The 15150-nt window shown below is 69.4% G+C and carries 15 protein-coding genes; 5 read left to right on the top strand and 10 right to left on the bottom strand.

Features of this window, described 5'->3' with window-relative positions:
* Positions 1 to 380: hypothetical protein (locus WBA11_RS07900; protein ID WP_424520153.1), on the top strand; the 380-nt coding region annotated here is incomplete at its 5' end.
* A gap of 125 nt (positions 381 to 505) precedes the next feature.
* Positions 506 to 2053, top strand: a complete 1548-nt coding sequence (locus tag WBA11_RS07905; protein WP_424520154.1) for a hypothetical protein — start codon at positions 506 to 508, stop codon at positions 2051 to 2053.
* A gap of 110 nt (positions 2054 to 2163) precedes the next feature.
* On the opposite strand, the gene WBA11_RS07910 is transcribed toward WBA11_RS07905, so the two are convergent.
* The 3 genes from WBA11_RS07910 to WBA11_RS07920 all read right to left on the bottom strand — a co-directional run bounded on the left by WBA11_RS07910 (position 2164) and on the right by WBA11_RS07920 (position 3478).
* Positions 2164 to 2730, bottom strand: coding sequence for a hypothetical protein (locus WBA11_RS07910; protein ID WP_424520155.1), 567 nt, complete (start codon positions 2728 to 2730; stop codon positions 2164 to 2166).
* A gap of 88 nt (positions 2731 to 2818) precedes the next feature.
* Positions 2819 to 3016 carry a hypothetical protein gene (locus tag WBA11_RS07915; protein WP_424520156.1) on the bottom strand — a complete coding sequence of 66 codons (198 nt, stop codon included), beginning with the start codon at positions 3014 to 3016 and terminating at the stop codon, positions 2819 to 2821.
* Between the two features lie 12 nt (positions 3017 to 3028).
* Complete coding sequence (locus tag WBA11_RS07920; protein WP_424520157.1) at positions 3029 to 3478, bottom strand: hypothetical protein; 450 nt, start codon at positions 3476 to 3478, stop codon at positions 3029 to 3031.
* A 152-nt stretch (positions 3479 to 3630) separates the two neighbouring features.
* Between WBA11_RS07920 and WBA11_RS07925 the strand changes: the two genes are divergently transcribed.
* Complete coding sequence (locus tag WBA11_RS07925) at positions 3631 to 4068, top strand: hypothetical protein (protein ID WP_424520158.1); 438 nt, start codon at positions 3631 to 3633, stop codon at positions 4066 to 4068.
* A 43-nt stretch (positions 4069 to 4111) separates the two neighbouring features.
* Here the strand turns inward: WBA11_RS07925 and WBA11_RS07930 are convergent, their stop codons facing one another.
* From WBA11_RS07930 to WBA11_RS07955, 6 genes are all read right to left on the bottom strand, one after another.
* On the bottom strand, positions 4112 to 6010 hold the full coding sequence (locus WBA11_RS07930) for a T9SS type A sorting domain-containing protein (protein ID WP_424520159.1): 1899 nt from the start codon (positions 6008 to 6010) through the stop codon (positions 4112 to 4114).
* Positions 6011 to 6032: 22 nt separating this feature from the next.
* Positions 6033 to 7280: a T9SS type A sorting domain-containing protein gene (locus WBA11_RS07935; protein WP_424520160.1), complete on the bottom strand. Its 1248-nt coding sequence runs from the start codon at positions 7278 to 7280 to the stop codon at positions 6033 to 6035.
* 61 nt (positions 7281 to 7341) lie between these two features.
* Positions 7342 to 8589 carry a FlgD immunoglobulin-like domain containing protein gene (locus WBA11_RS07940; RefSeq protein ID WP_424520161.1) on the bottom strand — a complete coding sequence of 416 codons (1248 nt, stop codon included), beginning with the start codon at positions 8587 to 8589 and terminating at the stop codon, positions 7342 to 7344.
* Positions 8590 to 8684: 95 nt separating this feature from the next.
* Positions 8685 to 9929: a T9SS type A sorting domain-containing protein gene (locus tag WBA11_RS07945; protein WP_424520162.1), complete on the bottom strand. Its 1245-nt coding sequence runs from the start codon at positions 9927 to 9929 to the stop codon at positions 8685 to 8687.
* A gap of 91 nt (positions 9930 to 10020) precedes the next feature.
* Positions 10021 to 11874 carry a T9SS type A sorting domain-containing protein gene (locus WBA11_RS07950; RefSeq protein WP_424520163.1) on the bottom strand — a complete coding sequence of 618 codons (1854 nt, stop codon included), beginning with the start codon at positions 11872 to 11874 and terminating at the stop codon, positions 10021 to 10023.
* A gap of 308 nt (positions 11875 to 12182) precedes the next feature.
* Positions 12183 to 12818, bottom strand: a complete 636-nt coding sequence (locus tag WBA11_RS07955) for an intradiol ring-cleavage dioxygenase (RefSeq protein ID WP_424520164.1) — start codon at positions 12816 to 12818, stop codon at positions 12183 to 12185.
* A 191-nt stretch (positions 12819 to 13009) separates the two neighbouring features.
* Between WBA11_RS07955 and WBA11_RS07960 the strand changes: the two genes are divergently transcribed.
* Positions 13010 to 14107, top strand: coding sequence for an IS110 family transposase (locus tag WBA11_RS07960; RefSeq protein WP_424520165.1), 1098 nt, complete (start codon positions 13010 to 13012; stop codon positions 14105 to 14107).
* Between the two features lie 275 nt (positions 14108 to 14382).
* Here the strand turns inward: WBA11_RS07960 and WBA11_RS07965 are convergent, their stop codons facing one another.
* Complete coding sequence (locus tag WBA11_RS07965; protein ID WP_424520166.1) at positions 14383 to 14751, bottom strand: hypothetical protein; 369 nt, start codon at positions 14749 to 14751, stop codon at positions 14383 to 14385.
* A gap of 258 nt (positions 14752 to 15009) precedes the next feature.
* Between WBA11_RS07965 and WBA11_RS07970 the strand changes: the two genes are divergently transcribed.
* Positions 15010 to 15150, top strand: a 141-nt coding sequence (locus tag WBA11_RS07970; RefSeq protein WP_424520167.1) for a phage integrase N-terminal SAM-like domain-containing protein, incomplete at its 3' end; no start/stop codon positions are given.

The raw sequence follows: 15150 nt of genomic DNA on the forward strand, positions 1-15150 counted from the left end.
TCTCGCGAGAGGGGGAACACGCCGCGGCTGCCGTCCGGCGGCGGCGATCGCGGCTCTCGAACCCGGTCCAGTCGTTCGTGACCCGCCCCCTCCAGCGGCTCCTCCTCTCAGCCATCCGGGCCACCGGCATCCGGGTCGGAGCGTTCTACCTCGAGGGCTTCCCGCCCCCCGGAACCCTCGACGAGCCGCCGCTCGGTCCGAAGTGGGAGCCGCTCGGGCCGCCCTACCCCGACCAGTACGGGGACCCTGTCCAGGAGTACACGTCGCGGACCGGCCGGACGTACCGCGAGGCCGCCGGACTCTTCCTGGCGGTGACCGTCCCCGCCCTCGAGGACGCCGGGGACCCCGACGGCGTCCGAGTCGTGTTCTGGTTCAACTGAACGCGCCCCGCGACGGCTCCCGACCCTGTGAGCTAGCCCGCCTGGTCCCCCACGCCGTCCCCGGTCGTGCCGCCCTCGGGGGCGATCGTCGTTACCCTTTCCCAAAGACGCAACCTGGAGAAGACATGCGCGCGGCCCTCTTTCTCTCGCTCCTTGCCGCCCCCCTCCTCACGACGAGCTCCGGCGCATCGGGCTCGTGGTCCCCGCCCGACCCGGTCCCGCTCGACAGCGTCGCCGCCCCGTCCGCGGCCTTGTCCGGCGGCGTCCTCCACGTCGCCGTCAACACGTTCTCGTTCCGCTACACCCCTGAGTTCGACGTCCGGTCCGAGGACGTCTGGGTCGTGTCTCGGGCTGACCGTGTGTGGTCCGACCCCGTCAACGTGTCCCAGACGCCGACCGAGTCGCTCCGACCGACTATCGCCGTAGGGCCGGACGGAGACCGCCACGTGGTCTGGGGCGAGCGGACACGGGACGTCGGGAGCCCGTCGGCCGTAACGTCCCTGTTCTACGCGACGGATCGGGACGGGACGTGGAGTCCAGCCCAGGAGATCGTCGCCACGACCGAACCCCAGCGCGGGCTCAGCCGCCGGTCCCTCCCCGTCTCGCTCGCCGTGACGCAGGGCGGGGCCGTCCACGTCGTGTTCGACGGGAGAGACGCGGGGTCGAGGCCTCAGGTCCAGCACTTCCGTCGATCCGCCAACGGCACGTGGGACGACGTGAGCTCTTTGCTCGGCCACGCGCCGGGACTCGCCGAGGAGGACGGAGTGCTGTACGTCTCGTACGAGCCCGACGACCCGGCCTCCGGCGTGGCCCGGCTCGGGGACGTCGTCGTGGTCACGTCCGGTGACGACGGCGGGACGTGGTCAGCGCCCGAGGTCGTGTACGACGCCAGCGCTGAGTCGCCGGGGTGCGTACTCCCGGCCGTCGACACCCGGGTCGCCGTCGACGACGGGGTCGTCCACGCCGTGTGGTCGCGGGACTCGGCGTTCCCGTGCGAGCCCGGGGTCCACTTCGTGATCCCCCGCGAGGTCCTCCACGCGGCCCGGCCGGCCGAGCGCCCGAGCGCGTGGTCGGACGCGACCGCGGCCCTGTCCGAACTCCCCACGGGCGCCCCTAACCAGTACGTGTCGCTCCGGCTCGCCGTGTCCGAGGGCGACGCGCATGTGGCTGCGTACGCCCAAAGCGGGAGCCAGCTGGGGGCCGGGACTCAGGTCTACTCGTCGCGGCAGGGCGGCTCGTGGTCACCGGCGGAGCCGCTCCTCGGGCTCGACCTCAACACGTCGGACGTGGGAATCGCGGCGAAGCCGGGGTCCTTAACCGCGATCGCGGGTGGGTTCCGGGTCGGCGGCGAGTTCGACCGACGCGTGTACGCGTCGACCCGGCGGGGCCTTGGAACAGGTGGCCGCGATCAGCCAACCCCGACGGCTCACGGCGGGGTCGGCGTCCCTTGGCCGAACCCGGCCCACGGCCGGTTCACGGTCGCCGTCGACCCCGGCGGGGTGGAGTCCGTCCTCGAGGTCGTGGACGCGGCTGGCCGCGTCGCGCTGGCCGTGCCCGTCGGCGGACGGACGGAGGTCGAAGTCGACGCGTCGGGCTTGGCCGCCGGCCGATACGTCGTCAGACTGGAAGGCGCCACCGGCCCGTCGGGCCGCGCGGTGACCATCATCCGGTAAGGCGGCGAGTGTCCAAGCTCGCGGCCGATCTACGAGCGAAGGCGGCGTTCGTCGTGCGGTGACTCCTCGACCCTGAGACCTAACCTAGGAAGGACCTACGGGGTACGTGATCACCGAGCCCAACCGTCTCCCTGTCGCTCGTACACGTAGGCCGCACCGCGCTCGCCGTCTTCGTACGGGGCACCCACCAAGAGCGTCCCCCCGTCGAGGTCGAGCGACAGCCCGAACGCCTGGTTCGACACCCCACCCGACGGCCGGTCGTGCTCGGCCAAGTCGTCCACCTCGGCCCACTCCCCGTCCGCCGACCGCTCGAACGTGTACACGACCCCCGGCCCCCGCTTGACGATCGACGACGTGACCGCCACGCCACCTTCGATGGCGACGGCCCGGCCGCCGAGAGCGTCGCCCCCGTCCGTCTCTTGGGATGCCAACCGCGCCACACGAGCCCAACCCGCAGGACCCCGCTCGAACACGACGAGCGCACCGGCCCTCGAGGACTCACCGGCCCCCGCCCCCCCGGCCCCCGCGACGACAACGTCGCCGTCCACGTCAACGGGTCCGAGTTGGTCGCTCCGGACGCCGCCGCCGACGGGTCCCTCGATGTCGTCCGCCCCCAACCCCGACGTGAGCCGACCGTCGAGAGAGAACCCGGACGGCGCTGCCCCCGGTCGGAACACGTACGCGACGCCGTTGGCGAGCGGTCGCTCGCCGTCCGTCGGACGCTCGAAGGCCGACGCGACGAGCGAGACGCCGTCGGTCGCCAGGTTAGGTCTGGTCGCCGACCGTCGTGTCAGAGACGAGCGTGTGGCGGAACTGGTCGTTGAACCCCTCGGCGTCGTGGTACTCCCAGATGTTTCCGACGGCGAGCGGGTAGTACCGCTTCCAGTCGAGGGAGTCCGCCGGCTGAGCGGTCGCGGCGGCGGTCGCGATTCCGAGGCCGAGTGCGAAGACGACGTGTTTCATGGGAGAGCTCGGTCAGCGTTCGCTCGGGACTGCTGTGCCACCTGCGGGGCCGCACGTTGAGTCCGCAGACGGGATCCGCAGGAGTTGGACCCGCATCCGGTCGATGGGACGGAGCCCCTCGTTCAGAGTCCCCCCGTAGCACGGGTCGAACGGGACGTCCTCCCCGTAGTCCGGGGAGTTGACGCGGAACACCGCCTCGGCGTAGTGCTCGTCGGGCTCGGAGACGGCGAACCGTCCCGCGTCGTCGGTCCGCGTCGAGGCCACGGTCCTGTACGAGCCGAATCCGCCGCTCCGTTTCAGCGAGACGAGGATGCCGGGGAGGGGATCGCCCGTCTCGGCGTCGACGACGACGCCGGCGAACGTGCGGCCGTCGGGCGGAAGAAGTCCGCAGCCCGAATGGGCGAGCCCGGAGACCAGGACGGCCAACGCGAGGACGACGGGGGAGACGGTGAACCGGTCCATGGCTTCGGGGAGAACGTCGACGTTGGCTCGCGAGGCGCCGAGCCCCACGCGGGCTACCAAGATGCGACGTCGGGTCGAGGGACGTCTAGTACCATCCGACTACCCCGGTACCGGCATCGTGCGCTAGGATGGAGAAGACGAACTTGATCGACATGGGCCCACACCCCCCTCGCCCACGACGTGCGCTCCTCGCGTCCTGGACCCGCCTCCGACGCCTACCGAGCGCCCCGATCGCCGCCCTCGCCGTCGCCACGATCGCGCTCGGCGCGTGCAGTCTGGGCGCGCCTGGGGACACCGCGGTCCGGGTGACGGGGCGAGTCGTCGACGCCTCGGCTGGCGACCCGATCCCCGGCGTCGCCGTGTTCCTCTACCAGCAATCGTCCATCGTCGTCCCGCTCGGCGAGGCGAGGACGGGGGCCGACGGCCGGTTCGCCGTCGATCACGACGACGGCGAGTACCCGCACACCCTCGTGCTCGGCGTGAACCAGGGACCCCGCTACCAGAGTTCCTACGGCTCCTACAGACAGCGGGTCACTCAGGGCACGGTGGTCGACCTCGGCGACATCGCGCTCGAGCGGCTCGAGCCTTAGCGGCGTCCTCGAGGAGGACCGACCTCGAGGTCGGACCTTCACTCTACCGCGCGACGGTGATGGTCTTCGTCGCTGCGCTCGCGCCGTCCTCGACGCGGACCACGTACGCCCCCGCCGGCAGCGCCGACACGTCGACCTCGAGGAGACCACCCGCGCCCTCGAGGGCGGCCACCTCCCGGCCCAACACGTCGAACACCCGGACCGCTACCGACCCCCGCGCCCCAGAGACGTCGAGCCGGATGGCGGACGAGGCCGGGTTCGGGCTCGCTGACACCGAGAGCCGTCCGGCCTCGAGGTCGCCTTCCGACGACACCGCGCCCTCGAGGTCGACCCGCGCCACGAAGACCCCGGTCTTGAAGTCCTCCTCGGTCCGGTACACCCGGCCCCCGACCTCGAGCGCGTTCCGGAACTTGCCGGCCACGTAGACCGAACCGCCCGGGGCCTCCGTCCCCGTGGCCCCGTCGTCGAAGGCGATCGCACGCGCCTGCTGGTAGGGTCGGCTCGAGCCCGTCGTTGACGGGTTCACGTCGTCGGCGAAGTGGACGAGCCTCTCGACGCGTCCCCCGTCCTCGAGCACGACCGCAAACCCGTCACCAGCACCCTCGCGAGGCGTGCGGACGCCGCGGACGACGAAGACGTCGGAGTCAGAGTCGACCCCAACAGCGACCCGGCCGTGCCGGTCGACGTCGAGACCCCAGGCGATGGGGAAGCCGTTCCCGGCAAGGGCCGTGGCCCACCCGAACACGCCGTCGGCGTCGTGCGAGGTCACGAGCGTCCCGGCGTTGCCCTGACCGGACTCCGGCGAGCGGTAGAGGCGCCCCCCGGCTTCGACGTACGCCGAGCTGTTCGGTCCCAGGTTGTTCGAGAACCGGATGAACGACCACGCGATCGTGACCGGACGGCCAGGACCGGTCGCGAGCCGGTAGGGCCGGACCTCGAACCTCGTCCTCGAGCTCGGCCCGTCGTCAGGGTCCCGGACGTCGCTGTTGACCTCGAGGTCGAGCTGAGTCCACGACCGCTCGAACGAGCCGTCGAGGCCGAACCGGATTAGGGCCGTCTCGGCCTCGAGATCGCCCCCTCCGTCGACGCTAGCTCCCGCAGGGAACGACCCTGCGACGAAGACACCGTCTCCCACCCCAAACGCCGCGTGCGCACCGCGAACATCGAATCCGACGGACTCTAGGAACGGGTCCCTGTCTCCTGCGGCGATCGAAACAGACCGCGCCCACAGCGGAGCTCCCGAGCTGGCGTCGAGCGCGAGCACGAACGTGTCGAACCACCGCCTGTCACGTTCGCCCGACGCTGAACCGTCGACGACGAGCGTGTCGACACCGACGACGAGCGTGTCCCGAAACACGCCAGCAGCGTAGACCACGCCGTTTTGGATCTCCAGACCATATGCGACCGCCGAAGATTGGACGGCACCCTCAGAGTCCTCGACCAGCGCGCCGAGGTCGTAGGACCACTCCACGGACCCGTCGGTCGCCGACCGGGCTGAGATACGAGTGGTACCCGTTGTCCACCGATATGGATGGGGCTGGAAGAGCACGCCCTCTCCCGTGACGACCAAGTCGTCCTCGGCGGCGACGTGGTACGTCTCGAACGGCGCGGCCTCCGTCGCCGCACGCTGCACCCACCGGGGCGCCCCGGAGGGGTCAGCGCCGTAAACGAAGGATAGTTCCCCACCACTGGATGCGTCGGGGCCGAGGTCGAAGATGCTCCCGGAGGCCGTGCCGTCCGAGACGCGAAGCTCATCCTCGGCTCCCCCAACGATGACGGGTCCGTCGGGGCCGACCGCGATGTCGTGGGTGTCGAAGAAGAAGTAGTCCGCCGAGAGGACGGAGACCCACGACGGCGACCCGTCAGTCTGGGCCGCGCTCGGAGCCGCCGAAGCAGCCCCAAGCACGAGGAGAGTGAGCGCGCGTCGGAGTGTGCGGTTCATGCTTGGAACGTGAGAGGCTCTGTTAGTCCCAAACGGTGACCCGAGTGGACTCCGGCTCACCCCCCACTGTCAGCACCACGTGGTACGCGCCCGGCGCGATCCGGCCCGGGCGCCACAGGATCGACTGCGGCCCGGCCGGGAGGGACCCCACGTCCATGACGTCGACTCGGCGGCCGAGTACGTCGAACACCTCCAGACGCACCGCCGACGGCGCGTCGAGGTCGAAGGCCACCGTCGTCTCATCTCGGAACGGGTTGGGGTACACCGCCCGTAGCGTCTCCCGGTCCGATGACGGTCCGTCCCCCTCGCTCGATACGAAGCCGCCACCGAAGCCCAGCCGGATCCGCATTGGATTCGACAAACCCACGAGCACGTCCTCGACGTCGGTCCCATCGAGGTTGGCCCGACGGATCCGGCCTGCCTCGGTCTCCGTCCAGTACACCTTCCCACCATCCCGGTCGAGGGCGAGGTACCGGACCGTCTCGTCACTCACGACGACGTCTGTGGCCCCAGACCCGTCGAGGTTCGCCCGTCGGATGACGTTGCCCTGGAAGGGAGTCCAGTACACCTCGGACGAGGCGTGGTCGATGGCAAAGTCGAGCACGGGCGCCCGGACGAGGAGTTGGTCACTCGACGTGTCCCTTAAAGGGGCGCTGTAAAGCCCGGCCGGGTTGCGGAAGTCGATGTCGTAGTTGGCCCAGTACACCGTCTCGCGCTGAGGATCGACCTCGAGGGACTGGATGACGAAGTAACCCGAGAGGACGGCCAGTCGTGGCTGAGGGTCCGTCTCGCTCGGTCCGCCCGCTCCGGCCCGGGTTAGCGCGGCGTCGGGGCACGCCGAGTCCATGCCCCAGTACAACGAGTCCCCGGCGACCTCGATATCCGTCGTTGTCCCCACCCCACAGACGACTCCCTCATAGAGCGTCTGGACATCGGACCCGTCAAGGGCCGACGAACCCACGGCCCCGATCACGATGACCCCGTCGTCGCGGGTGCCCCCGGTCTCCGTCCAGTAGACCCGGTCGTTCGGGACGTCGACGTCGAACGAGACGAACGCCCGGAACTCGTCGGGACCGAGCGACCGGGCCTGGACGAGCGTGTCGACGACGCCCGCGTCGAGGTCGTAGGCGTAAATCGCGTTGTTGAACTCGGCGTCCCCGTCGGCCCCGATCCAGTAGACGGCGTTGTCCTGGGCGGAGGCGGTGGCCAGCGACACGAACGCGGCCACGGCGAGGGTCGAGAGGAGGCGGACGGTCTCGGGTAGCATCATGTGATCGGGGCCAGAGAGAGTGGTCTTCTGTACGGGTCGCGGGAGGTCCCGTCGTTCCTTCCTAGGGCCGGACGACCGTGAACGTCGCTCGGTCCACTCGGTCTCCTGCTCGCAGGACGACGACGTAGAGCCCGGTCGCGCCGCCGACGGGGTCCCACGCCACCGAGTGCCGTCCGGCTGAGCGCGCCCCGACGCCGACGACGTCAACGCGGCGACCGAGCGCGTCGTAGATCTCGATGACGACCGGGGCCGGCTCCTCGAGGTCGAACTCGACCGTCGCCGTCCCGACCACCGGGTTCGGGTAGACGGCCCGGAGGCCGGGCGGCTCGGGCGACAGCGCGTTGGGCTCGGCCGCGACCGCGAACGGCCCGCCGAAGTCGAGCTCGATCCGCTGGGGGTCGTCGAGCCCCGTCACGACGTCCTCGACGTCGGTCCCGTCGTAGTTGGCCCGGCGGATCCGGCCCTCCTCGGGCTCGGACCAATAGACCTTCTGCCCCAGCCGGTCGAGGGCGAGGTACCGGATCCCGCCGTCGCTCGTGAGGACGGTCTCGGTATCGGATCCGTCGAGGCCGGACACACTGATCCGGCTGCCGGCTCGCGTGGCCGAGAAGAGTTTCGAGGCTTGGGCGTCGACGGCGATGTCCCACACGGAGCTCGTGAGGATGCGCTCGCTGTCGGGGGTCCGGTCGAGCGGGGCGCGGTAGACGCCGCTTGGCGTTTCCCCGAAGACGCCGACGTCGACCCAGTACAACGTGCCGTTCACGTCGTCGACCTCGAGGGCGGTGATGGCGAACGGGAGGCTGCTCGGGAACTGGCGCCAAGTCTCGGGGGGCGGACCGGACGCGTCCACGAAGGACAGGTTGCTGATGGGGCAGTCCGACTCGTGGCCCCAGTACAGCGTCCGGGTGTCCGGGTCGACCTCGATGTCGGTCGGGATGCCGAGGCCGCAGACGACGCCGGCGATGAAGGGCACGACGTCGTCGCCGTCGAGGTCGGCGCTGACGATGGCGCCAGCGGAGGAGGCGCCGGTCGAGTCGGTGAACCCCGAGTCGGTCCAGTAGAGCCGGTCGTTCGGGATGTCGACGGCGACCGAGTAGAACTTGCGGAACGAGTCCGGGCCGATCGCGCGGGCCTGGACGAGGGTGTCGAGTTGTCCGGAATCGAGGGCGTAGCGGTAGATCGCGCTGAAGTCGTCGCCGTCAGCGCCGACCCAGTAGACGTTCCGGTCCTGGGCGAGGGCCGAGGTCAGCGACACGGACGCGGCCAAGACGACGGTGGCGAAGAGGCGGATGGTTCTACGGTGTTGCATTTGAATGAAGCGCCGAGAGCGGACGACGCGTTAGGATTCGAAGGACGAGGTCGTCTTTGGTACGTCTAGCCGGGGGTCCCCCCGCCCGTTTGGTATCAAAGTCGGACGACTGTAGCTGTTGTCCGGTCCGTCTGATCGTTGGCCCTCAGGACGACGACGTAGAGGCCGGCAGGGACGCGGTCCGGGTTCCACCGGACGGTGTGCTCCCCTCCGGGGTAGGCTCCCGCTCCGAAGGTGTCGACTCGGCGACCGAGGGCGTCGTAGACCTCGAGGACGACGCGGGCCGGCTCGCCGAGGTCGAACGTTACGATCGCCGTCTCGGCGACGGGGTTCGGGTACAACCGCAGGCTCGCCGAGTTGAAGACGGGCGTCTCGGACTCGGCGGAAACGGCGAACTGGCTCCCGAACCCGAGTTCGACGGAGTACGGAGTCTCGAGCCCGGTCACGACGTCCTCGAGGCCGGACCCGTCGTAGTTCGCCCGTCGGATCCGGCCGGCTTCGGTCTCGGACCAGTACACCTGCTTGCCTGTTCGGTCGAGCGCAATGAACCGGACCTCCGCGTCGCTCACGACGGCCTCTTCGGTCCCGGTTCCGTCGAGGGCTGACCGGTAGATCGTCGTCTCGCCGCACCGGGTCCAGAACAGGTTCCCCGCCGCGATGTCGACGGCGATGTCGCACACGTCGCCGAAAACGACGCGCGTGGGATCGGTGGTCCGGTCGAGGGGAGCCGAGTAGACGCCGACGGGCGTGTTGAACACGTCGCCGTTGATCCAGTGAATGGTCTGAGCGCGAGTATCGATCTCGAAGGCGCGGACGGCATAGGACTGCGAGCTCGGGAGGCTCCGCCACGTGTCGGGGGGGGCTCCTCCGTCGAAGTCGAGGTAGTTGAGACCGCTCCCAGCGCAGTCCGAGAAGGTGGACCAGTAGAGCGTCCGGTCGTCGACGTCGAGCTCGATGTCCGAGAAGAACCCGATCCCGCATATGACGCCGAACCGGACGGGCTCGACGTCGCCCCCATCGAGGTTAGAGCTCATAACGGCACCGACCGCGCTAGCACCGGTCGAGTCCGTGAACCCGGAGTCCGTCCAGTACAGTCGGTCGGCAGCAGGATCTACGGCGACCGTGCCAAACACCCGGAACGGGTCGGGACCGAGCCGCCGTGCATCGACGAGGGTATCGAGCTGGCCGGTCCCGAGGTGATAGCGGTGGATAGAGCCGAAACTCTGTGTGGCGTCCTCGGATACCCAGTAGAGGGTTTGGTCCTGAGCGGTCGCTGGGAGCGAGTACACACCCACTGCGAGGGCGAGGGCAAAGGCGCGTAGAGTGGTTTGAGTAGTCATTTGGTCTGGATCTCGCACGGATCCCTGCGTCGTCTTGAGAGACGTTAACGCGTACGGAGCCTGGCAGAAAGTAGGGAATGACGGCCCTGGGTCACCGGACGACGGTCACCGCGCTCGACGCCCGAACTCCCGTCGCTGCGTCCGTCGCCTCGACGACGTAGACACCCGCCGGCCAGGCTGACGCGTCAAGGTTGGCCCCGGCCGTCCCCTCAGTGCGAGCCACCTCGCGGCCCAGCGCGTCGAGGACCCGAACGGCGACGGCTCCCCGTCCACCGACCGGCCGCACGCGAACGTGGGACGTCGTCGGGTTCGGCCCGACGGAGATCGAGAAAGCATCGCCCGACGGGTTGTCTTCCTGGGAGACGGCCTCTCCTAGGTCCAGGCGTAGGACGTATCCCGCGGTGCTCCGCTCCTCGCGGTTCCGGTAGACGGCCCCGCCCAGCTCGAAGTGGCCGAACACGCGGCCTGCGAGGTAGAGCGCCTCGCTCGACCCCTCGTCGTCGAACGCCACGCCGGTCACGCCCTGTCGGGGCGTGGTCGAGCCCGACGCCTCCGTCCCGGGCTCGTCCGACAGCTGGACGACACGGCGGACCTTCCCGCCCGGCCCGACCACGACCGCGAGCCCGTCCTCGTAGGTGTCCCGGATCCGAGACCGCCCCGCGACGCGGACGACGTTCGAGCTGAACGTGGCCCCGACGGCGACCCGGCCGTACCGGTCGACGTCGAGCGAGACCCCCCGCCCGATCCCGCCCGGCGACGGGAATGGCCCGTCGGTCACGATGTCGACGGCCCACCCCAGCGCGCCGCTCTCGCCGTGGCGGGTCACCAAGACGCCCGACCCCGCCGTGTCGGTGTACGTGGTGCCGCCGGCCTCGATGTGCGACCACCGCGGCCCGATAGTCTTGCCAGGGATAAAGCGCCACACGACGACGAGTCCCCCGTCCAGACCCTCGTCAATCGCGAGCGGCCACGCGAGGTTGCGCCCCTCGGGATCGTCGCCGACCGAGTCCCACTCTCCGATCACGTCGTCGCGGACCTCGAAGTCGGCCTGAGTCCACGCCCGGTCGAACGCACCATCGAGGCCGAACCGGACCACAGCCGTCTCGTCCTCGAGGACGACGCGCTCGCCCGATGCGTCAGCGACGGACCCCGGCGGAAATACGCCGCCCACCAGGACCCCCGACGGTCCGGCTGCGAACGCCCCCTGGCCGTCCCCTTCGCCGACAACGATCCGGCCGTCGTGGACGTTCGACACCGCATCGGGACCGGCGGCGACCGAGCGCGCCCAGAGCGGAGCTCCCGTCGCCCCATCGAATGCAGCCACGAAGACGTCGAAGGAGAACCACCCGACGTCCGGGTCCGGCGCGGCCACCAACGTGTCGGCACCGACCACCAGCGTGTCCCGGAACACGCCGCCGACGTAGGCGACGCCGCCCTCGAGGTCGAGCCCGTACGCGACGGCCGACGACTGCGACGGCCCCTCCCCGTCGTCGACGAACGCGCCCAAATCCACAGTCCACCGGACGGACCCGTCGCCCGACCGACCGACGACCCGCGTCGTCCCCGTCGTCCATTTAAAGGGGTGGGGCCGGTACGGGACGCCCTCGCCGGTGACGACCAGGTCGCCCTCGGCCGCTACGTGGTACGTCACGTAAGGACGGTCGCCGGAGGTGGAGCGCGCCCACCGCGGGGCTCCGTCGTGGCCGGCGGCGTAGACGAGCGAGAAGGCGTCGCCAAACGCAAACGCGCTCCCGATCCCAACCCCGGCCGTCACGTTGAGGTCGCCGTCGGACCCGCCGACTACGATCGGCCCGTCCGGGCCGACCTCGAGGGCGTGGACCTCGACGAACCGGGACTCGAGGACGGACGCCCACCTCGGCGGGGCGGGCAGGCCCTGGGCCACGGCGTCGTGGGCGAACCCGAACGCGAAGGCGAGAGCCAGCAAGGATCGAACGGTTGAGGGCATAGGTCTATGAGAAGTCCGGGACTCTAGGGGACGGTCGGGGCCGTGCCCTTCGGTTCGGTCGTGAACGCGATCCCCTCGTGCTTGCCGCGCCCCCTGAACTTCGTGCCCTTCCAATGGACCACCGAGGCCGTCGTATCGATGGGGAGGACGGAGACGGCAGACGCACATTGGGTTCCGCGAGCGCTGCCGTATCCGTCGGCGTAGCCGTCTGGACGTCGGGGCGTTGGTCCCGGCATCCAGAAAGGGCGATGGCCAGTGCGAGCAGGGCGAGCGGGATCGGTGTCATCTTACCATTCGAGAACAACGTCACGGTGTCCCCGCCAGACGCCGTCTGAGTCGCGCGTGAGTTGGATGATGCCGGAGCCGCCTCGAAGTTCTTGGTCTGCCCGGTATGCCGGGGTGAGATACTGGTCGCTCTCGAACACGAAGTCGTCGAGGTAGTACGGTCGGCGTTCCGGCTCCTTCACGTAGACGTGGACGTGGGCGGGCATCCCGCCTCTCGGGTACGGGGCTGGCTTGATCGTGGTGATCTCGTAGCGCCCCGCCGCGTCGGTGACGAGCCAGCCCTCGATGATCCCGTCGCCGCGCCCCCCACCGGACGTAGTGAGGATGGAGCGGTAGAGTCCCTCCGCGTTGGTCTGGTGGAGGTAGAGCACGACGCCGGGTGCGGGTGTCTCGCCGTCGGGCATGAGGACACGGCCCGCGAGGACAAGGCGCTCGCCGGGTTCGCCTGTTGGCGGCAGATCCGCTTGCCAATCGAGTTCGTCCGGCGAGCGCTCTGTCGCCGCCTCGCATCCTTCGCACTGGTAGAGGCCGGGCCGCGTCGGTTGCCGAGCCGCTTTGCTCGCCTCCGGTTGCGGCGTCTGCGAGCACGCTGACCCGCTCAGTATGAACATCAGGGTGACGACAGAGGATGTTCTCATCGGTTTAGCGGAAGGCCATATGACAGTTGACTGCTCAGCCGCAGCACGCTGACGACTGGCGGTGGGTACGAGGCAACGTAGACACCGGTGGCCGGACGAGGCTAAGAACGCTCGCGTGTGCTGTCGGCCTGCAGCGGTGGGATCCTTCCAATCAGGATGCCTTCCTTGAGATCCCACTCGCCGCCTGAGCCATGACGCCCGACTACTTCACCGGCCTCGACCTCCACAAGCGCTCCGTCACCGCCACCACGCTCGACGCCGCCGGTACCGTCGTCGCTACGGCCAAGATGCCCTGCCGCCCAAAGGCACTGCTGGCGTACTTCGCCCAGCAGCCCGGACGCCACGCCGCGACGGTCGAGTGCACCTCGGGCTGGTACTGGGTCCGCGACGCTCTCGCCGACCGGGCCGAAGGCGTCGAGGTCGACCTCCGCCTCGCCCACGCCAAGGGTGTTAAGGCCATCTCCGGAGCGAAGGTCAAGACGGACGCAGCCGACGCCAAGATGCTGGCCCATCTTCTGCGCACCGATCTCTTGCCCGAGGCCCACATGATCGCCGACGAGTTGCGACCGCTGCGAGACGTGCTCCGTACCCGGCTGCGACTGGTCGAGCGCCGGGTGTCGGCCCAGAACTCGATCGCGCGCCTGCTGGAGAAGTACAACGTGCAGGACGTGGCGGACCTCGACGCCTTCGGGCAGTTGCAGGCCGAGACGCACGTCGAGCAAGCCGAGCTGCTCCACCGCCAGATCAAGCGCATGGAGAGCGCGCTCGTGCCGCACCTGGTCCCCGACGCCGACGTCCAGCGACTCCTCCGCATCCCGGGCATCGGCAAGGTGTGCGCCTTCTCGATCCGTCTCGAAGTGGATGACATCACGCGTTTCGAGAGCGACCGGGCCTTCTTCAGCTACTGCCGTGTGGTGCCGGGCGCTGACAACTCCGGCGACCGCGTCCGCCACAAGCGATCCCGCGACGGCAACCGCTACCTCAAGCTCGCATTCAGTCACGCGGGCGTCCGCGCGATCCAATACTACCCGGAGGTGAAGGCGTGGTACCACTCGAAGAAGCGCAAGAAGCCCGTGGCGGTGGCGCGTGCGCTGGTCGCCAAAGAGATCGCTCGCATCGCGTATCACGTGCTGCGCAAGCAAGAGGACTTCAACGGCCAGTTCAAGGGCAAGCCCTTGAGCCGGACGAAGAAGGAGCAATGGCCCCTACTCGCAAGCCCGGCCAGCAGAACTGGCGCCGGCGGAGACTCCGGCCTCCGACCGCCCTCGGCGGGAATGGGAAGCGAGTAGGCGTGCCGCCGACAGAGATCTGGGACGGCGTGGCCCGCGCACGCCCGTCGTCGAGACCGACGGCGAGAGCCCGTATGGGGGTGTGGCCCGCCAGCGCTCTGAGGAGCGGCTGACGAGGACCGGACCGGTCTAACACCGTGGCGCCGAGGCTCCAAACCGCGCGCCCCTCAGACTGGGGGGTGCAGGGCGAGACTGGCCCTACCGCATCAAAAACGTCCCACTTGACAAAGACCTGATTATGGGGGTTAGGCCGCGCCTACCGCGGACGCCACTCGCTAGATCACGGTACAGTCCGTGGCCGGTTCATACCACAAAACGAGTACTTCGCCGACCGCCCGGGCCGGTTCGATAGACAGAGAGTCAAGCCCGTCAACAACTCGAACCGTGACCGGGAGCACGGCCGCGCCGTCCAATGGCTCAACGCGGGCGTAAAAGCTTCCCGACTCGTCTGTCCGACCGCGGATCGTCGAGTCTCGGATTCCACCCCCGGTAGCCGCCCACGTCCGGTACTCTACCGCCGCTCCGGCGAGGGGGACGGCCGGGAAAGCGTCGGGGTCGCCGTCGCAGTTCGGCTGGCGGAGAACGCGGAGCCTCAGACCCTCTTCGGCTGGTAGCGCCAGACGCTGGCGCGCGACCTCGATCACCTGGGCGCGGCCGTAAGTGGAAGTCACCCACGTCCCGAGCGGGCGCTGCGGAGCACAACCGGCGAGAGCGAGAACGGCAACGAGTCGGAGCAACACAGGACTTGGAACGCGGCAGAACAGAGAGTTATCAAGAACCGGATTCGGCATAACACACAGCCTCGTTCGGTATAACCATCGTAACATACCGAACAACGCCATGCCGCACAACGGCCTCCGCCTCTGGCGCCGCGAGAAACCCGAACGATTCCGTATAACCGCGTGGCTAGCCCCTCCCCATTACTCACCAACGTCCGAGAAGCCTGCCGCGTGCGTCGGTACGCACTCTCCACCGAGCGGGCCTACGTGGACTGGGTGCGCCGCTACTGCCACTTCCACCGCACCCCAGGCGGAGCCTCCCGC

This window comes from Rubrivirga sp., from assembly GCF_049648075.1.
GTDB lineage: Bacteria > Bacteroidota > Rhodothermia > Rhodothermales > Rubricoccaceae > Rubrivirga.